Below are 19,276 nucleotides of genomic sequence, written 5' to 3' on the forward strand. Positions count from 1 at the left end.
TCCCCTCCTTACTAAGTTGTTGTCTTTAAATTCATTTCATTTATATTATAGAGGTCCGGATATACCTTGTTTTCGAATCATCACAAAGTGTGCTGCCATTAAACCGAATAATGCAGCTGGTAAGAAGAATACATGGATTGCAAAGAAGCGAGTAAGTGTTTGCGCACCTACAATTTCAGGATGTCCTGATAACAAGGTTTTAATAGTTGGCCCAATAAGCGGTACCGATTCAGCAATTTGCAAGGTAACTTTTGTTGCAAATAACGCTTTCATATCCCAAGGCAATAAATAACCCGTTAAACCTAATCCGAGCATTACAAAGAAAATTAATACCCCAACGATCCAGTTTAATTCACGTGGTTTCTTATAAGCACCTTGGAAAAATACACGTAAAGTATGTAGGAACATCATAACAATAACGAGACTTGCTCCCCAGTGATGCATACCACGTACGATTTGCCCAAATGCAACTTCATTTTGCAAATAAAATACGGATTCCCAAGCATTTTTAATATCGGGAACATAGTACATCGTTAAAAACATACCTGATAAAACTTGAATTACAGTAACAAAGAATGTTAATCCACCAAAGCAATAAACAAAGGCAGAAAAATGGTGTGCAGGGTTTACGTGTTCAGGTACTTCATGGTCAGCAATATCGCGCCACATTGGCGTAATATCCAAACGTTCGTCAACCCAATCATAGATCTTATTAAGCAATCGATTACGCCTCCCCTCGTGGTTTTGCTTTACCTAAGAATAAAAACCCGTCCTTTACTGCATGCTCATAAACATCAAGTGGTGCTAAAGGTGGTGTACCTTTAACGTTCGTACCATCTTTTTCGTAAAGTCCATAATGACAAGGACAGAAAAATCTGTTCTTGTTTGATGGGTCATTATTCCATCCAACCGTACAGCCTAAGTGCTTACAAACAGGCGATAACGCAGTGATCTTATCCCCTTCTTTAAATACCCAAGCCGATTTTGTTTCTTCAGATTCATGCCAAGCATCTTTTTGTTTGATTTTAAAGTCAAAGCGTTGTGGTTCTTCAGTTATTTCGTCTACACTTACTACTTGAACTAATTCTGATTCTTCTGCTGGTCGGAGCACAGGGTCAAGTGCAAAGCGTACCATTGGCATAAGCATACCTGCAGCCATGAAACCGCCTACACCAGTAAGCGTATAATTTAAAAATTGACGTCTTGAAACCCGATGTTTTTTCTCGCTCATCATTTTCCCCCCTCTATTGTAAGCTAAAGTCCATATAGGACATACGGAAATGATATATAAAACTAGGACATACTCATGATATATCAATCTTTCCATGAGGTCAATAAAATCATGTTTTGTAATTTTGCAAATAAAAAAATTTTTTTAATTATTCCAAGATTGTAATAAAATGTTCAAAATTTGTTCGACTTGATCTTGTAAGAGCTTTCTTTTTAAATTATCATCCATATGTTCTATAGGAACTGCCCCTAACCAAATGAGATTATTTGATAAAGATTGAGGTTTATTATGTTTTAACATCTCATCACTAGTTAGAAAAAATACATGCTTAAATTCCCTTTGTATCTCAGTTTTCCATTCTAGCAAAATTTCAAACACATTTTTTGTATTTTTCAAATATGTAAACGGTGGAAATAAATACACCCTTCCTTTTAACTGTCTTTCAAGCTCAGCTGTTACATGTGTAATAAATTCCCCTTTTGAAACAACACTTTTAAAGTCAGATTGGACCGAAACTGGAATAAGCGGAATAACAGCCGTATCAACATACTCCTTTGATTGATTGTAAACATCAACATCTTCTAAAACCCACTTCAATTCATTCACTTCCATTCCTAATAATAAATCTATTATATATCTTGCACTTTAAATTGTTAAATTAAAAAAGCTCATTTTCCCTTAGTGCATAACGCTTAATATGTAAAAAAAATGTCTAATATAATAACTCAGTAAAGATGAGTCATTATACTAGACAAAATTTATTTGTTTTTTGATTGATTGTTAAGTTGAATTAATTGAGTTGTAAGCCTGTCAAATTCCTCTTTATTTTGTTGATCAAGTGCTTCATCAATTAGTTGATACAATTTTTCCTTTTGAAACGTTTCAATCGAATGCTCTAATAGCTTTTCAGCAACTTCTCGGTCCTTCTCATTTCCAAATAAATGGTCAGGCATAAATGGATTTGCTTCCAAAACAGCAGCATATTGTGGAGATTGATATGCAGAACGGAAATTAAGCTGAATAAACAATTCTTCATCTTTATTTAACCGGATATCATGAAATGATTTCTCTGCATCAGTAGTCATAACATTTTCTTTATAAAAGCGAAATGGTACTTCCTCTACACAATGCGTTGACATAATGATTCCTCTTGGACAATACTGTGCCTGTTCAACAAAGTGTACTTTTTCCATTAATGTATCATGACTCATTAAATAGTTTAAAATCCAAACGCATTCTCTTCTCTTCAACTGATAATGATTCAAAAACCACCTGATAAAATCTTTCTTTTCATGGACAGATACAGGGGCCACCATGCAATTCCCTCCTCTGCAAATTCTGTTATCTTACTATGTTAATTCCACAAAATTAAAATAATATCCTGCTTTTATCACTTAAAAGTCATCCTCTAATTGTAGCAAAATCTCACCGATTTCGACATTTGAAGGATCATTTTTAAGCAATTGTTTAAAGATTTTTTTTGCTTCACTACGTTGCCCATCTTCTAATAGAAAGTAGGCATATTCATGTAAAAATTCTCGTTGATCCTTGAAAAAATTATATGCAAGTTGATAATGATTTAATGCCTGTGAAAACTCTTCTTTTTGATGATAAGCTCGGGCTAAATTCCATTCGAATTGTGGATCCTCTTCACCATAACGTTTACTTTCATTTATTAAATCAATGACTTCATCATATCTTTCGTCCTGTAAAAACACGTGGCTTAAAGTAATAATTGCCTCGAGATGACTTGGGTCTATCGCTATCGTCTCGCGAAGGAGTCTTTCCGCCTCATCAATTCTCCCTAATTTAATTGCAATTTTTCCTCCAAAGAGAAATAATTCTTTATTAAATTCATCAATTTTAATTCCTTGCTGAACAGTTTCAAGACTTTCATCCAAATACCCTTCATGTTCATATGCTTTAGCCAAATATAAGTATAGAGAAGAATACTGAGGGTCAATTTCTTTTAGCTTTGATAATTGTTGAATAGCTGTTTTATAAAAACCGCCCTGAAAGGCAGTCATTCCATAGCCAAGAAGAGTATTCAAATCTTCATGAGCATCTACTGCATGTTGATAGTAATCTAATGCCTCTTCAAATTGCCCATTTGCGCTTAGGCATTCTCCAAGCCTTTGAGCTAATTGTACACCTGAAATTTCTGGATGCTCGCTTACAACTTTCTCATAATACGGGATTGCATGTTTATATTGCCCCTGATGGAAATACAATTCTCCAAGAGCAAAATCGATAATGAATTCCTCTGGTAACAACTGTTTAGCTTCTAATAGTTTATGTTCACTAACTTCCGCTAATCCTTGCATTTGATATAAATCTGCCAATAACAGAAGTGCTTGTGGATAAGATTCATGTTCAACTGGAATAGTATTTAATAATTCAATTGCTTGCTCTTCTTTTTCTAAATCAATAAATATCTCGGCTAAAAACAGAGTAATTTGGATTTCTTCCGGATAAAGGAAATGGAGTTCTTCAACGATAGTATGAGCTTTATCTACAATCCCCCATTGAAAATATTGATCAGCAAGCTGAAGCTTTTCTTCATCATGAAGAGTAGGTAGAATATTTTCTAAAAGTTCTAAGCCCTGTTCGGTTTTTCCTTTATTAACAAGATCAATTGCTTCATTAAGAACTGAATTTAGCATATTTTGTTCCTTTCTCTGTATGTGATGCTTGATTATTTTTTAGCTATGAAAACAATATTGAAAAAAGCACACATGACTCAATCTTTTATCATAAATTACGTTTCATTACGTGGACTATTACTATGCCATATCTTTACGAAAAAATCTACTAATAAGTACCTTCATGATCAAATATAGTGGTATTATTCAGTAGCATTTCATTAATATTTTACATCAAATCGTCACTGATTGTGGTATAAAACGCCCTGAAATAGAAATAAAACATTCTTCACCAATTCCAGGAATAAATGACACCATTCCGTTTACTTGGATAAGCTTCCCTTGATGTGTAGTAATGACTGGATATGTTTTGTCAAAATCAATGCTCGGCCTTCCATCAGAAAGATTATGAACTTCATCATATTGATAAAGGTTATAGTTTACTTGACCACCTACATGTAAATCACCTTTAATTGGGTAAATTCCAAGTCTCATTAATACATCTCGAGATATTGGTTCACCCTCTTTTAATATCATTGGAATCGATGATAATCGATGCTCATTCATTATTTTATCCCAGATTTGAAGTGTTTTTTGTTTTTTAATTAATGAATATGTTTCTTCATTTAGATATGGAACTAAAGTTATCGGATTTGAAAACATCGCATCTCTTATCCATCCCCAAGATTTACTTAAAAGGTTATCGTATTCCTCGATATCAACAAAGATAACGCTTATATTATATCGTTTACATTTTCTTATTAGAGAAGGGGTTAATGATTTAAACGGAAGTTTAATGCCAATATAATAATCAATCGGTGAGTTAATCATTAGTTGCCTTTTTTCTTTAACGCTTGAAAGGAGATCATTTTCATTATTGACATTTGCAACGGTAACGACTGTTGTACACCCTTTTTTTATATACCTATTTGTTATTAAATGTTTGAATCCATGAAATTGAAGAGATGAATGTAGAGAAAAATCAACCATTACATGTCCTGGTGTTAATAAATATGGGCTCAAATCCATTCGCATATAACGAATATTCTCCATTGTTTGACGCATAAACTCAATACGGTTTTGATTAATTAGTAAGGACGTTTTTTGAATCCTATCTGATTTAAGTAGTCTAGCACTGTCCAAAATATAACTCATAACACTCCCCACCTTTTTATCCTCTTTAAGACAAGCTATGTAGGTCAGGTATGAATTATGATCGAATAAGTAATCTTTCAAAAAAAAAACGAACTTAATATTACTATAACTTTACATTAAGTAATATTAGGTCCGTTTTAGCATCATTTATTTTTATTTAGATAGTAATGATAAATGTTCAAAAAAGTTTGGATAAGATACCGCAATAGCATCAACATCATGTAAATCAAGCGTTCCATCTGTAATACATGCAGCAATCGCTAGCATCATACCAATTCGGTGATCTCCATGGCTCGATACTGATACATTGCCAGATAAACCCGTTTTCCCAGTAATAATCATACCATCGTCAGTTGCTTCAATCGATGCTCCAAGCTTTGATAATTCCCCAACAACAGTATCGATACGATTTGTTTCCTTTACTTTAAGTTCACTTGCATCTTTTATTACTGTTTTTCCTTCTGCTTGAGTAGCCAATAATGCGATAACAGGAATTTCATCAATTAGTTTAGGTATTAAATCTCCGCCGATTGTTATTCCCTTTAATGTAGAAGTTTTTATGATGATATCAGCAATAGGCTCAAATGAATATTGATCATGCTGAATAATTTCAATTGAAGCACCCATCATCTGCAAAACTTCTATTATTCCAGTTCTTGTAGGATTAATTCCTACATTTTTTAATATGATTTCACTATTAGGTACAATAGCTCCTGCAACAAGAAAAAATGCAGCTGATGAAATATCACCTGGGACAAAAATATTAGTTGCCTCAAGTTCTTTCCCGCCAATAACAGTTGCAGATGTAGAATCTTCCTTCACCTCTACACCAAAAGCTCTTAGCATTCTTTCCGTATGATCTCTTGATTTATGTGGTTCAATTACCGTTGTTTCCTCTTTATCAGTACGTAATCCAGCTAATAAAATTGCAGATTTAACTTGTGCACTGGCTACAGGTGATTCATACGTAAGCCCCTTCAAGTTTCCACCACGGATTGAAAGAGGTGTATATTGGCCATTTTCGCGGCCATCAATGGAAGCACCCATTAAACGTAATGGTTTTGTTACCCGTGACATCGGTCTTCTAGCGATAGATTCATCACCAATGATACATGCATGAAAAGGTGCACCAGAAAGAATACCTAACATCAATCTAGTTGTAGTGCCTGAATTACCGACATCTAAAATATCAGACGGTTCTCGTAACCCATCCATACCTTTTCCCTCAACAATTACTTTCCCATCACTAATATCAATTGAAACACCCATTTTCCGAAAACAGGAAACAGTGCTTAAACAATCCGCTCCCATTAAGAAATTTGATATTTCAGTTTTACCAGTTGCTATTGAACCAAACATTACCGCTCTATGGGAGATTGATTTGTCACCTGGAACCTCAATTGTGCCAGTAAGCCGTTGAACATTTGATAATTTTTTAGATGTTGTCATTGTTTTCACCTCAAACCTCAATTATCCTACTCAGTAGTTAAATAATAAATGTATCATAGTCTGAATATTTGCCAATACATTTAATCGCTAATTCACGATCCTGTTCTGTTTGAAAGCTCAATCTTAATACACCATAAATCTCTTCCCTTGTTTCGATTATGCGTATATTCGTTAGACTGATTTCCTCTTTTGCCAAATATCCTGTTATTTCAGATATAATACCGGGATAATCCGGGACATCGACAAACAAATCATAAAAGGATGGGATTGCTCCCTTCTGCTTTTCGGGAAGTTCATCTCGATATTGCTTAGCATGAGCAAAATAAGCAAACAACTGATTTGCATCTTCATCCTTCACATATTGTTTGATCCGTTCCATTTCAGTTATCCATTCATCAAAAAGCTCTAACAAGGGGCCTTTATTATGGAGAAGAATGTCTCGCCACATCGAAGGATTGCTTGAAGCAATTCTTGTAATATCACGGAATCCGCCTGCAGCAAGTCTTTTCACAATTGGATAATTTTCCTCATAACTTTCAGCCTGGTACACTAAACTTGCAGCAACAATATGGGGAAAATGACTTATCACTCCTGTTACTTTGTCATGCTCTTCAGGTGTCATTTCAATGATATTTGCTTTTGTTCCCGACAAAATAGACTTTAATTGGTTTAGATCCTCCGAGGTTACATATTTAGAAGGAGTTAATATGTAAAATGCATTTTCAAATAAGTGAGGTTTAGCTGCTAAAATCCCTGATTTGTGCGACCCAGCCATCGGATGTCCGCCTATGAATTTAATTCTACTATTTAAATAATAATTCGCACATTCCACTATTTTCACTTTCGTACTGCCAACATCTGTTATAATAACATCTTTTTTTAACTCAACGTTTTCGAGTTGTTCAATGATATGAATTGTTTGTTGTACAGGTGTCGAAATAAAAATCATATCCACATCAGTAAGATCTGGAAATAGAGTAAAGGAAATTTCATCTATTGCCCCAATTTTTTTCGCAAGATTTGCTTGATCCTTGTTTATATCAAATCCAAGAATATGGATCGCTGGATCGTGTTTTTTTATTGAAAGAGCAATTGATCCTCCAATTAAACCTAATCCGATTAAATAAATCTTTTTAACCAACAATATCACCTTTTTCAGCCTATCTTAGATTGCCTTTATAAAAGGGTTGAAAACTGGACTATTTAAAATAAAGAGCAGTCCTCTCTTCCAATGAAAAGAGGACTTAGGTATCAATGATTAACAAATTCCTTTAATACCTCAATAATTTCTGCATTTTGCTGCTCTGTTCCAATTGTAATTCTCAAGTGAGTTGGAAATCCAAGAGCATTACCAGAACGAACAATGTAACCTTTTTTAAGTAAAGCACCGAACACTTCATCTGAATCTCTATTAAAATCTATCAAGATAAAATTACCTTCAGAGCGGTAATAGTCTAATTTCTGTTCTTCACAAAATTGATAAAACTGTTGGAGACCTTTTTGATTTTTTTCTCTGCATTCTAATACAAAATCTACATCATCAAGTGCAGCAATTGCAGCTGCTTGTCCAATTCTACTTGTGTTAAAAGGTTCTCTTGCTGGTTCAATTTTACGAATTAAGTCTGCATTTGCAATACCATACCCTACACGAAGTGCTGCCAACCCATATGCTTTAGAAAACGTACGTAAAATAATAATATTAGGATAATCTTTAAGTAGTTCAATAGTTTGTGGGTAATCCTCAGCTACCACATATTCGTAGTATGCTTCGTCTAATACAACGAGAACATGCTTTGGAACCTTCTGCAAAAATTCTAGCAATACATTCTCTTTTATATAAGTTCCTGTTGGGTTATTTGGTGTACATACCCACATAACCGTTGTTTTCTCGTCAACTTGATTAAGCATTGCATCAAGGTCATGATCCCCATTCACGAGTGGAACTTCACGAATTTCTGTACCTTCAATTATTGCATTATGCTTATATTGAGGGAACGTTGGAGTAGCCATGACAGTATTAGTCTCAGGACTTAATAATGCTCGACAAATGATTTGGACTACTTCATCTGAGCCATTTCCAAATATTAATTCTTCTTCCCTAACCCCTAAATGATTTGCTAGTTTTGTCCGAAGAAGTGCACTATAACCATCAGGGTATATAGCTAATTGTTCCATTTCTGATAAAATTGCCTGCTTTGCTTTTTCCGAACATCCATATGGATTCTCGTTTGAAGCTAGCTTAACAACTTTTGATAGATTAAATTCTTTTTTTACTTCTTCAATTGGTTTACCAGGTTGATATGGTTTTAATGTTAGTAACTGCTCTTTTACATGCAAAACAAACACCTCTCCTTACTAAAAAACATAATCAGAGGGAATACCCTCTGAAATCATTTTGCTCATTACTATTTTTTAAATCAAGTATACATCATCTGTTCTTTAAGCACTAAATGTTCGAGCAAATGAGGTAAATTCCGAAAGTGCCTCTTCTTGATAACTCTCATTTAATAACGAAGGTTGGAGCCTTTCAATTTCACGAACTAATGCACTACCGACAACAACACCATCACATATACTTCCAAATTGTTCAACTTGTTCTTTTGTTGATACTCCAAACCCAACAACGACCGGTACGTTGCTATACCTCTTAACTTCTTCTAGAAAATCAGTAATAGAGCTATCAAACGTATTGCGAACACCAGTTACACCTAAAGAAGAAACACAATAAATAAATCCTTCAGCATTTTCTGCGATCATTTTAATACGACTTGAGGAAGTCGGAGCAACTAATGAAATAAAGGATATGGAATGCTCCTTACATTTTGCTCGTAACTCAGCGCTTTCTTCAAAAGGAATATCCGGGATCAGTAATCCATCGATTGTATTTTCTCGCAGTAAAGCGAAAAAGGATTCCTCTTCTAATTGTAACACAGGATTGTAATACGTAAATAGAATAATCGGAATATTTAAGCCTTTTTTCCTCATTTCAGGGACAAGTTTCATCGCTTTTACAATATTCATCCCATTTTTCAATGCACGGCTAGATGCCTTTTGTATTACTGGCCCGTCTGCTACTGGATCAGAGTATGGAATACCAAGCTCTATTGCAGAGGCACCAGCATCTTGTAAGGCAACTGCCAAACTAATCGTCGTTTCTGAATCCGGATCACCAGCTGTAATAAATGGAATAAATAATTTATTTTGTAACGGTTGTTTGAAGAGTGTTTTCATTTTGTTCTTCCTCCGTAAAATGAGACATTAAAGTATGAACATCTTTATCCCCTCGACCTGAAAGGCAGATTAAGATGCTTTCTTCACTAGACATATGTTTTGCATGTTCGAAAGCGGACGATAATGCATGTGCAGACTCAATAGCTGCTAATATCCCTTCTTCTTTAGCTAATAATTCAAGGGCATTCAACGCTTGTTTATCAGTAGCATATTCATATTTCACTCTTCCGATCGAAGATAAATGAGCATGCTCTGGACCAATTCCAGGATAATCAAGCCCTGCTGAAATTGAGTAAGGTTCAATAACTTGACCATATTCATCTTGTAATAAATATGTCATCGATCCATGTAAGACACCTTTTGTTCCTTTTGTAATCGTTGCTGCATGCATATCAGTATCTACGCCCAAACCGGCTGCTTCAACTGCAACCAAGTCTACATCCTCATTAATAAAAGCTGCAAACATTCCAATTGCATTGCTTCCACCACCTACACATGCCATTACTTTAGTAGGTAACGTACCTTCAATTTCTTGAAATTGGCGTTTTGCCTCATCACCAATGACTCGCTGGAATTCTCGAACAATGTATGGATATGGATGTGGACCAACGACAGAGCCAATAATATAAAAATGATCCTCACAATGCTGTACCCAGTACCGCATCGCTTCATTTGTTGCATCTTTTAATGTTTTATTTCCACTCGTAACAGGGATTACTTCTGCACCTAAAAGCTGCATCCGAAATACATTTAATTGTTGGCGTTTTACATCTTCCTCCCCCATAAACACCTTGCATTCCATTCCGAACTTTGCTGCGACAGTTGCTGTTGCTACACCATGCTGACCCGCACCTGTTTCTGCAATAACTTTCGTTTTCCCCATTCTTTTTGCCAACAAAGCTTGACCTATCGCATTGTTAATTTTATGGGCACCTGTATGATTTAAATCCTCGCGTTTTAAGTAAATTTTTGCTCCACCGAGTTTTTTCGTAACATTTTCTGCATAGGTTACTGTCGTTGGCCTACCAGAATATTCTTTTAATAAATAATGATATTCTTCCATAAAAGATGGGTCTTTCATAGCTTCATTATGTGCTTTTTCAATTTCTGCTAAAGGACTCATTAATGTTTCCGGAACAAATCTACCACCAAATTCTCCGTATCGTCCATTTTTGTCAGGATAAGTTGACATGCTGTAACATCCTTTCTTCTATTAACTGTATCTTTTTTTTGCTTTTTTTATCGTTCATTTCAATTCCACTAGATAAGTCAATTCCATGAGGTTTTAAAGTTAATAATCTATCAATATTTTGTTCATTTACTCCACCAGCAATAAAACATACTTTCTCATAAGTTGTTGCAATTTCTAGATAATTCGGTACAGCATTCCAATCAAAGCTAATACCAGTTCCACCCCACTGATTCTTCATTCGTGAGTCAATAACATATCCATCAACCACATCCTTATAATCGTTCATTTCATCTATAGTTTCTGGATGATGATGAAGTGCTTTCCAAATCGTTCCTGAAAACTTTTCTTTTACTCTCATTATATCTTCAATTCTTTCATTTCCATGAAATTGAATAACATCAATTGGTAAAACGGACAACACATCATGTAATTCAGCTTGAGATGGATTAACAAATACTGCAACTAGTTTTTTTGACGAGGCATCAACTATTTTTAACCATTCTCTTACTTTACCCGGTTCTACTCTTCGCTTACTATTAGCAAAAATAAACCCGATAAAATCTGCTGCTGATTCGGCAACTATTTTTAAATCAGCTTCTGAGCGTATACCACAATACTTAAGTAAAGGTTTATGCATGAATTTCCTCCCCAAACAACTGTTTAATTGCTATTGTTTGGTTTTCCTTTCTCATAAGGGATTCCCCAATTAACACTGCTTTTGCCCCAAACTGTTTGACAAATTGTAAATCCTCGTACGTATAAAGTCCACTTTCACTTACAAGCAATGTTTCATTAGGAATAATCCGGACCATCTCTTTCAATTGGTTAATATTCACTTCAAATGTTTTTAAATTACGATTATTAACACCTAATATTTTCGGTGTAAACATTTTTAAAACCTGTTCTAAAATGGTTTGGTCATGAACTTCTACTAGAACATCCAATTTTTTTTCTATGGCATGATCATATAGTTCCTTTAACATAGATGGCTCAAGTGCTTCTCCAATTAATAATATTGCATCAGCACCTATCCGTCTTGCCTCTTCTATTTGAATGTGGTCAATAATAAAGTCTTTTCTTAAAATCGGTAAATTTACCGACCTTTTAACATTTGTTAAGTATTCTCTTTTGCCTTGAAAAAACGGCTCATCTGTTAGTACTGATAAACAGTCAGCTCCACCTTTTTCATATGCTAATGCAATCTCCACAGGATGAAAATTTTCTTTAATCAAACCTTTTGACGGTGAAGCCTTTTTCACCTCCGCGATTAATGCTAAATCTCTATTCGGATTTAAGAGCGCTTCATAAAACGAATTATGAGGTAATTTTAAATCCTCAGGTAATACTAACTGTTTAATCTCGTCTTTTTTTGATTCAATAATTTTATTAAGCATAAGATTCCTCCACCTGATTACGTAAGACCATTAACTGCTTAATAGCAGCACCATTTCTAATCGCTTCTTTTGCAAGAATAACTCCATCTGAAAGTAAAGAAATATATCCTGCAACATATAATGCTGCAGCTGCATTAATCGCAACTATATTTTCAGCGCTTTCTGGAGCTAATCCTTTAAATATCCGCTCGATTAATTCCGCACTCTCCTTTGGATTCGACACTTTTAAATCTTTAAGATTACCTTCTTTTAATCCAACATCTGAAGGATGAAATACGTATCTAGTGATGTTTCCATTTTTTAATTCGACGATGTCTGTTTCAGTCGAAATTGAAATTTCATCAAGACCGTCACGTCCAGTTACGAGTAAAACATGCTCTGCACCTAATCGCTTCAGTGCCTCAGCCATTTTTTCCGCATAATCTGTTGAGTAAACCCCTATTACTTGTCGTTTTGCATTTGCAGGATTAGCCAGTGGACCCAATAAGTTAAAAACCGTTCGAAACCCAATTTCCTTTCGTGGATTTACAACATGTTTCATTGAAGAATGAAACATTGGTGCAAATAAAAAACTCATATTTTGTTTGTTAAGATTAGCGATTGCTTCCTCTTGAGTTGTTTGTATTGCTATTCCTAAAGTTTCGATAACATCAGCACTGCCGCTCTTTGAAGTAAACGCTCGATTACCATGCTTTGCTACCTTCACTTTAAACGATGAGGTAACAATTGCAGCGGCTGTTGATATATTAAAAGTTGATGCTCCATCGCCACCAGTACCACAAGTATCGACTACATCATGCTCGTAATCTATTGATGTCATATGCTTTTTCATCGATTTAGCAAAACCAACCAATTCATCGACCGTTTCTCCCCGCAGTCTCATAATTGATACAAGGCTTGCAATTTGACTAGGTGTCGCATTACCCGTCATAATTAAGTTCATGACTTGTTCTGCTTGTTCCTCTGATAATGTTTTCCCTTCAATGCAATGAGCTAACAACTTTTTCATCTTGTAAACCTCCTTTAGTAAATACCATTTCAGCTAATTGGATTGTTTTTAATAGCGCACTCGCTTTATTACAAGTTTCCTTCCACTCTAGCTCTGGAACACTATCCACAACAATACCAGCCCCTGCTTGCACATAAGCGATATTATTCTTTACAGTAATTGTTCGAATTGTTATACATGAGTCTATATTCCCGTCAAATCCTACATATGCGACACATCCTGCATAGCTTCCTCTAGCAGTAGGTTCAAGCTCTTGAATTATTTGCATTGCACGTATTTTTGGAGCACCTGACACAGTCCCGGCAGGAAAAGAAGATAGTAGCGCATCCATAGGATGAACATCATCCTTAAGCCTAGCAGTAACTTTTGAAATAAGATGCATAACGTGTGAAAAACGTCCAACTTCCATTAATGTAGGAGTTGTTACTGAACCATACTCAGCAACTCTTCCTAAGTCATTACGGGCTAAATCCACTAGCATATAATGTTCTGCCTTCTCTTTTTCATCATTTTTCAATTCTTCTTCAAAGAACAGATCTTCTTGAACTGTCTTTCCACGTCTTCTCGTTCCGGCAATTGGATGAATTTCTAAATGCTTATTTTGGATATATATTAATCTCTCAGGAGAGCTGCCAACCAATTCCGTATCATTAAAGCGAATATAAAACATATACGGTGATGGGTTTACCATTCGCAAAATTCGATATAATGAAAATCCATCTGTCTTAATAGGAATTTCAAATCGCTGTGATAATACCCCTTGAAAAATATCACCAGCTCGAATATATTCCTTAACCCTTTCAACATCACTGAGAAATTTACTTTTTTCGTAGTTTGAACGAATCTTTGTAAAATCAACTTGAAATTCATTTATTCCATCAATTGATAAATTGTCTGGCTGTACTTGTTGATTTAGTTTGCTAACATATTTATTTAATTTAGCTTCCGCAAATTGATAGATTGCTTTGAGGTGTTCTGGAGCATCATCACCGTTTACGCGCTCATAATGGATAAAATATAACTGTTTTTCGTGATGATCAAAGGCGATAATTGTTTCACATACAAAAAACAAACAGTTTGGTTGGTTTAAGTCATCTGTTTCATGCTTATTTACTTTTTCGATAATTGAAACGGTATCATATCCGATATAACCAACTGCTCCACCTACAAAAGGTATATCCAGCTCTGGTAATTTAATAGCTAATAGATTTTGTAAATTTTTAAAAATTGTTGTAATTGAATGCGACTTTTCAACAGTTTTTCTTTGATTATTAATGATCGAATATTCTCCTCGATCTTCTTCAATAAACAAAAATGGATTTAATCCTATAAAGGAATAACGGGACCAACTTGATTCGGCATCCTTACTCTCTAATAAATAAACAGCTTCCTTTTGAAATAACTGAAATAATTGGATTGGTGTAAATTTGTCAGAGTACACACTCCTGACAATGGGGATTGTTTGATAATGTTTACTATCTTCACAAAAAGTGGTAAATGAAGTATTTTTCATAATGACTCACTCCTCCAAATAAATTGGAGAATGAGTATTTAGGAGGTTATACTAATGAAGATTGGTTCGCACATCGATCTTTATGAAATGCCATATTTTATGTATATGACAGTTTCATTTTATAAAAAAACCCAAAAACATATGTTTTTGGGTAGACTTGTGCCGATAAAATAAAACCTCAGCTAAACTAACTCATTCTCTACTACCCTATGCTTACCTACTCTGCTAAAAACTAATTCAATCTTCCTTTTCATCGTATTATAATAAACCAATTTCTGTCAAGATTGAATTCCTTACATAAAAACCTTATGCTATTTACTTGCTAAATCTGGCCTAAGGGAAATAGCACCTTCTAAATATACATGCTGTATTTTTTCCTGACTGACATCCGTTTCTACTGTCATCATTACCCTAATACATTTTTCTAAGCTATTTGGCACTGGTATTTCTCGCATACACATCACTGGTACATATGTCCATCCTTCAATAGCTCTTAGTGCTTTTGCAGGAAAAGTTGCATCTAAATCGTCAGTTACCGTCATAATAACTTGTGCAACTCTTTCCGGATTTATATTATTTTTCTTTATCATATCTTTTAAAAGCTTACTAGTTGCCTCTAAAATTAAATGACTATCATTTTCTTCAACCGTTATCGCTCCACGAATACCCCTAATCAAGTATGCCACTCCGTTCTTTCATTCTCCATTCAGTAAGTAATGAATATAATTCATCATCAGAGAACTTTTCTTCTGTAGTTATACCGATACTTTTTAATAAAATCATTGTAATTTGTTTTGATTTTGTTTTTTTGTCTTTTTTCATTTTATTTATAAGTTGTTCTGTTGAATGTGATTCAGGAATATTAATAGGAAAACCAATACCTTTAAACCAAGCTTTTAACTCCTCATACGGTAAATTAGCATTTAGTTTTTTATTGCTTAGCCAAGTTGCAAATAACATACCAATGGCTACTGAATCACCGTGGGATAGCTTTCCATACCCAGCTTCTGCCTCAACAGCATGACCAAGTGTATGACCATAGTTTAATATAGCGCGCAGACCTAATTCCTTTTCATCCTTCGATACGACATCAGCCTTTATTTGTATTCCTTCAAGAATCATTCGTTGCAGATGCTGTTCAGTAATATCATCAATTAGTTTAATTTCTGATATTAAATAATGATAAAGTGATTCACTTCTAATAAGTGAGTGCTTGATAACTTCTGCAAAGCCAGATCTCATTTCACTTTCTGGTAAGCTTTGTAAATATAGGGTGTCATAAATAACAGCTTTAGGTTGATAAAAGGCACCGATCATATTTTTTCCTTCTGGATGATTAATTGCAACCTTTCCACCAACTGCACTATCATGTGCTAATAAAGTTGTTGGAACTTGGATAAACGGTATTCCTCTCATAAATGTTGCAGCCACAAACCCTGTTAAATCACCAACAACACCACCACCAAATGCAATAATCACAGATTTTCGATCCAATTCTTTTTCTAATGCAAAAGTATGCAGCTCATAAAACATCTCAAATGATTTCGAGGCTTCACCACTTGGAATTACGTACTTTGACGTTTCCCACTCATTACTTACTAATGAAAAAATGTCCCCCCCATATAAAGAATCTATGGAAGAATCAGTTACAATTAGTACTTTACTTGGTGATAGTTTCTTTAAAACATTAGGAATTTCTTGTTTTACGTTATGTCCGACAATGACGGGATACGAATCGACGGATGTTTTGACTGTAATTGATTGCATTAAAATCCCCTCGTGTAGTTGCGCATTTTTTCAACATTTTCCTTAATTAAATCCATACGGTCTACTCCAAATTGTTCGACAATAGCATTTGCAACTTCCCAAGCAACTACAGCTTCAGCAACAACGCTAGCTGCTGGCACAGCACAGCTATCAGAACGTTCAATGCTAGCTGTAAACGGTTCCTTCGTATCAATATCTACACTTTGTAACGGTTTATACAATGTTGGAATTGGTTTCATAACGCCTCTAACAACAATCGGCATCCCAGTTGTCATTCCGCCCTCAAATCCACCTAAACGATTCGTTTTACGTGTATAACCTTTTTCTTCAGACCATTCAATTTCATCATGTACTTGACTACCAAATTTACGCGCAGCTTCAAACCCGATGCCAAATTCTACACCTTTAAACGCGTTTATGCTAACAATTGCACCTGCAATTTTACTATCTAATTTTCGGTCATAATGTACATAGCTTCCGATGCCAGCTGGTAAACCTTCGACAACAACTTCGACAACACCACCGATCGAGTCACCATTTTCTTTAGCAGTGTCAATTGCTTCCATCATTTTCTTTTCGACATCTCGATCGAAACATCTTACTGGTGATTCTTCAGTGATAGCTAATAATTCATCTACATCCCGATAAGAGTTGTTTTCAGCCCTTACTCCACCTATTTCTAATACATGCCCTACTACCTTAATTCCTAGTTCTGCTAAAATTTGTTTAGCCAATGAACCAACTGCTACACGAACGGTCGTTTCACGTGCAGAGGAACGTTCTAAAACATTTCTCATATCGCGATGACCGTATTTCATTGCACCAACTAAATCTGCATGTCCAGGACGTGGTCGTGTAATTTGACGTTTAACTTCCTTTTCCTCTTCAGCTGAAATTGGATCCGCACCCATAATTTTCGTCCAATGCTTCCAATCATTATTTTCAACAACAAAAGAGATTGGTGAACCTAGAGATTTACCATGTCTTACTCCACCTAAAATTTTGACCTGGTCTTTTTCTATTTGCATTCTCCGTCCACGGCCATACCCCTTTTGTCTTCTCGCTAAGTCTTTATTAATATCTTCAGCTGTAAAATTTAATCCTGAAGGAACACCTTCAATAATTGCTGTTAATTGTGGTCCATGAGATTCACCTGCTGTTAAATATCTCAATACTCTCTCTCCCTTCAACGCACTAACGCTTTTAAGTAACAATATAACATAACTGTTAGAAAAATCATAGATTATTTATTTCTTTTGATAAAAAAACGTCTCAATTGATGCTAGGTTAAAGTGTTCAGAATTAAAGATTTGTTCTGTGCTTCCAACAAAAAATACACCATCTTGCTTAAGAGCATCGCTGAATTTTTTATATAAAAGTTCTTTTGCCTCTTCTGTAAAATAAATAAGCACATTGCGACATACGATTAAATCAAATTGAGATTCAAACGGATCAGCCAATAGGTTTTGTTTTTTAAATTGAACCGCCTTCATAATTTCTTCACTAACCTTGTAATTCGTTCCTTCTTGAGTGAAGTATTTTTTTTTCATCTCTAACGGAACCTCATTTAATGAACGTTCTGGATAAACACCTATTTTAGCCCTAGCAATGACATTTTCATCAATATCAGTTGCAATAATTTTCACCTTACTTAGCGGAACTAGGTTAGAAAGTACCATCGCTATCGTATAAGGCTCCTCACCTGTTGAACAAGCAGCACTCCATACTTTAAGTTGTCCATTATTCTTTTTAAGTAATTTTGGAAGAATCATCTCTTCTAAAACTTGCCATCTTTTATAATTACGATAGAATTCTGACACATTTATTGTCATTCGATCTAAAAATTCATAATATAAATTATTATCATTAGAGATCCCTTTAAAAAATTCCGAAAAGTTAGTAAATCCTCTCTTTTCATATAAGGAGGTTAATCTTCTTTTCATCTGTGCTTCTTTGTATAAAGATAAATCAATTCCAGATTTTTGCTTAATGTTTTTAATAAAAAACTCATAATCTTGATCGTACGTATCCATGTCTACTCTCCTACATCTAAGTTCCCAATTTTAAAGTCATTGACTCTACTAGAATAATTACTAGTATATCTTATCTATCTAAAAATTTGCGCAATTTTTTATAAAAACTTATGTAGCAATTTGATTTAACAAAAATAAAAAAAGCTAGCGAGGCTAGCTTTTATATATCCAATTATCTATTAACTTTTCATATTCAACAATTTCATTTTCTTGAAAAAATAATGCTATTTCTCTTTTAGCACTTTCGGGTGAATCTGATCCATGAATTATATTTTTGCTAACATATAAGCAATAATCTCCACGTATAGTGCCCGGTTCAGCGTCCATTGGATTCGTTTTTCCTATTAGCTTACGTGTAATCTCAACGACATTTTCACCTTGCCATACCATCGCAAAAACTGGTCCTGACGTAATAAACTTTAGTAAATCCTCATAAAAAGGTTTCCCTTTATGTTCTCCATAATGCTTTTCGGCGAGCTCAACTGAAACCATCATTAGTTTAGCCGCTACTAATTGTAAACCCTTTCTTTCAAAGCGATTAACAACATCACCAATAATTTGCCTTTGGACCCCATCTGGCTTTACCATTAAAAATGTTTTATCCATCATCCAATCTCCACTCCATATATTATGTATAGGCTTAAGGTTTTCAAGAAAATA

Annotated in this window: 20 protein-coding genes; all 20 read right to left on the minus strand. The window is 34.7% G+C overall.

The features are described from left to right. Positions 1 to 45 precede the first annotated feature (45 nt). Positions 46 to 720: a menaquinol-cytochrome c reductase cytochrome b subunit gene (qcrB, locus tag ACTJJ9_RS07910; protein ID WP_095301147.1), complete on the minus strand. Its 675-nt coding sequence runs from the start codon at positions 718 to 720 to the stop codon at positions 46 to 48. 4 nt (positions 721 to 724) lie between these two features. Further along, on the minus strand, positions 725 to 1,231 hold the full coding sequence (locus tag ACTJJ9_RS07915) for a ubiquinol-cytochrome c reductase iron-sulfur subunit (RefSeq protein WP_095301146.1): 507 nt from the start codon (positions 1,229 to 1,231) through the stop codon (positions 725 to 727). A gap of 144 nt (positions 1,232 to 1,375) precedes the next feature. Then, a complete protein-coding gene (locus ACTJJ9_RS07920) occupies positions 1,376 to 1,828 on the minus strand; it encodes a YpiF family protein (protein WP_145581531.1) in 453 nt (150 codons plus the stop codon). Positions 1,829 to 1,989: 161 nt separating this feature from the next. Beyond that, positions 1,990 to 2,547 (minus strand): ReoY family proteolytic degradation factor, encoded by a 558-nt coding sequence (locus ACTJJ9_RS07925; RefSeq protein ID WP_095301144.1) that lies wholly within the window; start codon positions 2,545 to 2,547, stop codon positions 1,990 to 1,992. 78 nt (positions 2,548 to 2,625) lie between these two features. Next, a complete protein-coding gene (locus ACTJJ9_RS07930; protein WP_440768584.1) occupies positions 2,626 to 3,915 on the minus strand; it encodes a tetratricopeptide repeat protein in 1,290 nt (429 codons plus the stop codon). Between the two features lie 192 nt (positions 3,916 to 4,107). Further along, positions 4,108 to 5,028: a hypothetical protein gene (locus ACTJJ9_RS07935; RefSeq protein WP_145581533.1), complete on the minus strand. Its 921-nt coding sequence runs from the start codon at positions 5,026 to 5,028 to the stop codon at positions 4,108 to 4,110. A gap of 153 nt (positions 5,029 to 5,181) precedes the next feature. Next, a complete protein-coding gene (aroA, locus tag ACTJJ9_RS07940; RefSeq protein ID WP_145581534.1) occupies positions 5,182 to 6,477 on the minus strand; it encodes a 3-phosphoshikimate 1-carboxyvinyltransferase in 1,296 nt (431 codons plus the stop codon). 37 nt (positions 6,478 to 6,514) lie between these two features. Then, complete coding sequence (locus ACTJJ9_RS07945; RefSeq protein ID WP_095301140.1) at positions 6,515 to 7,618, minus strand: prephenate dehydrogenase; 1,104 nt, start codon at positions 7,616 to 7,618, stop codon at positions 6,515 to 6,517. 110 nt (positions 7,619 to 7,728) lie between these two features. Further along, positions 7,729 to 8,814, minus strand: a complete 1,086-nt coding sequence (gene hisC / locus ACTJJ9_RS07950; RefSeq protein ID WP_095301139.1) for a histidinol-phosphate transaminase — start codon at positions 8,812 to 8,814, stop codon at positions 7,729 to 7,731. Positions 8,815 to 8,916: 102 nt separating this feature from the next. Continuing rightward, the gene (gene trpA / locus ACTJJ9_RS07955; protein ID WP_095301138.1) at positions 8,917 to 9,708 is read right to left on the minus strand and encodes a tryptophan synthase subunit alpha; all 792 of its coding nucleotides are present in this window, start codon (positions 9,706 to 9,708) and stop codon (positions 8,917 to 8,919) included. Continuing rightward, positions 9,674 to 10,900 carry a tryptophan synthase subunit beta gene (gene trpB / locus ACTJJ9_RS07960; RefSeq protein ID WP_145581536.1) on the minus strand — a complete coding sequence of 409 codons (1,227 nt, stop codon included), beginning with the start codon at positions 10,898 to 10,900 and terminating at the stop codon, positions 9,674 to 9,676. Before trpB ends, trpA begins: the two co-directional genes overlap by 35 nt. Next, entirely contained in the window at positions 10,884 to 11,537 is a 654-nt protein-coding gene (locus ACTJJ9_RS07965; RefSeq protein ID WP_145581537.1) for a phosphoribosylanthranilate isomerase, read from the minus strand. Before ACTJJ9_RS07965 ends, trpB begins: the two co-directional genes overlap by 17 nt. Continuing rightward, a complete protein-coding gene (gene trpC, locus ACTJJ9_RS07970) occupies positions 11,530 to 12,294 on the minus strand; it encodes an indole-3-glycerol phosphate synthase TrpC (protein ID WP_145581538.1) in 765 nt (254 codons plus the stop codon). The genes ACTJJ9_RS07965 and trpC overlap by 8 nt, the downstream gene beginning before the upstream one ends. Then, entirely contained in the window at positions 12,287 to 13,303 is a 1,017-nt protein-coding gene (gene trpD / locus ACTJJ9_RS07975) for an anthranilate phosphoribosyltransferase (protein WP_145581539.1), read from the minus strand. Before trpD ends, trpC begins: the two co-directional genes overlap by 8 nt. Next, positions 13,275 to 14,816, minus strand: a complete 1,542-nt coding sequence (gene trpE, locus ACTJJ9_RS07980) for an anthranilate synthase component I (protein ID WP_095301133.1) — start codon at positions 14,814 to 14,816, stop codon at positions 13,275 to 13,277. The genes trpD and trpE overlap by 29 nt, the downstream gene beginning before the upstream one ends. A 311-nt stretch (positions 14,817 to 15,127) precedes the next feature. Beyond that, positions 15,128 to 15,493, minus strand: a complete 366-nt coding sequence (gene aroH / locus ACTJJ9_RS07985; RefSeq protein ID WP_095301132.1) for a chorismate mutase — start codon at positions 15,491 to 15,493, stop codon at positions 15,128 to 15,130. After that, positions 15,486 to 16,583, minus strand: coding sequence for a 3-dehydroquinate synthase (gene aroB, locus ACTJJ9_RS07990; protein ID WP_145581540.1), 1,098 nt, complete (start codon positions 16,581 to 16,583; stop codon positions 15,486 to 15,488). Before aroB ends, aroH begins: the two co-directional genes overlap by 8 nt. Further along, positions 16,583 to 17,755, minus strand: coding sequence for a chorismate synthase (aroC, locus tag ACTJJ9_RS07995; RefSeq protein WP_095301130.1), 1,173 nt, complete (start codon positions 17,753 to 17,755; stop codon positions 16,583 to 16,585). Before aroC ends, aroB begins: the two co-directional genes overlap by 1 nt. Positions 17,756 to 17,830: 75 nt before the next feature. Next, on the minus strand, positions 17,831 to 18,616 hold the full coding sequence (locus ACTJJ9_RS08000) for a CheR family methyltransferase (protein ID WP_145581541.1): 786 nt from the start codon (positions 18,614 to 18,616) through the stop codon (positions 17,831 to 17,833). A 153-nt stretch (positions 18,617 to 18,769) separates the two neighbouring features. Next, the gene (gene ndk / locus ACTJJ9_RS08005; RefSeq protein WP_095301128.1) at positions 18,770 to 19,222 is read right to left on the minus strand and encodes a nucleoside-diphosphate kinase; all 453 of its coding nucleotides are present in this window, start codon (positions 19,220 to 19,222) and stop codon (positions 18,770 to 18,772) included. Positions 19,223 to 19,276: the final 54 nt, after the last annotated feature.

It is taken from the genome of Metabacillus sp. 22489 (genome assembly GCF_052044855.1).
Classification (GTDB): Bacteria; Bacillota; Bacilli; order Bacillales; family Bacillaceae; genus Metabacillus; species Metabacillus niabensis.

Coding starts and splice junctions, on each gene's coding strand:
- trpD (WP_145581539.1), bottom strand. CDS start 13,303: ATGAAAAAGTTGTTAGCTCATTGCATTGAAGGGAAAACATTATCAGAG.
- trpB (WP_145581536.1), bottom strand. CDS start 10,900: ATGTCAACTTATCCTGACAAAAATGGACGATACGGAGAATTTGGTGGT.
- trpA (WP_095301138.1), bottom strand. CDS start 9,708: ATGAAAACACTCTTCAAACAACCGTTACAAAATAAATTATTTATTCCA.
- trpC (WP_145581538.1), bottom strand. CDS start 12,294: ATGCTTAATAAAATTATTGAATCAAAAAAAGACGAGATTAAACAGTTA.
- ACTJJ9_RS07965 (WP_145581537.1), bottom strand. CDS start 11,537: ATGCATAAACCTTTACTTAAGTATTGTGGTATACGCTCAGAAGCTGAT.
- trpE (WP_095301133.1), bottom strand. CDS start 14,816: ATGAAAAATACTTCATTTACCACTTTTTGTGAAGATAGTAAACATTAT.
- aroB (WP_145581540.1), bottom strand. CDS start 16,583: ATGCAATCAATTACAGTCAAAACATCCGTCGATTCGTATCCCGTCATT.
- ndk (WP_095301128.1), bottom strand. CDS start 19,222: ATGGATAAAACATTTTTAATGGTAAAGCCAGATGGGGTCCAAAGGCAA.
- ACTJJ9_RS07935 (WP_145581533.1), bottom strand. CDS start 5,028: ATGAGTTATATTTTGGACAGTGCTAGACTACTTAAATCAGATAGGATT.
- ACTJJ9_RS07925 (WP_095301144.1), bottom strand. CDS start 2,547: ATGGTGGCCCCTGTATCTGTCCATGAAAAGAAAGATTTTATCAGGTGG.
- ACTJJ9_RS08000 (WP_145581541.1), bottom strand. CDS start 18,616: ATGGATACGTACGATCAAGATTATGAGTTTTTTATTAAAAACATTAAG.
- aroA (WP_145581534.1), bottom strand. CDS start 6,477: ATGACAACATCTAAAAAATTATCAAATGTTCAACGGCTTACTGGCACA.
- ACTJJ9_RS07915 (WP_095301146.1), bottom strand. CDS start 1,231: ATGAGCGAGAAAAAACATCGGGTTTCAAGACGTCAATTTTTAAATTAT.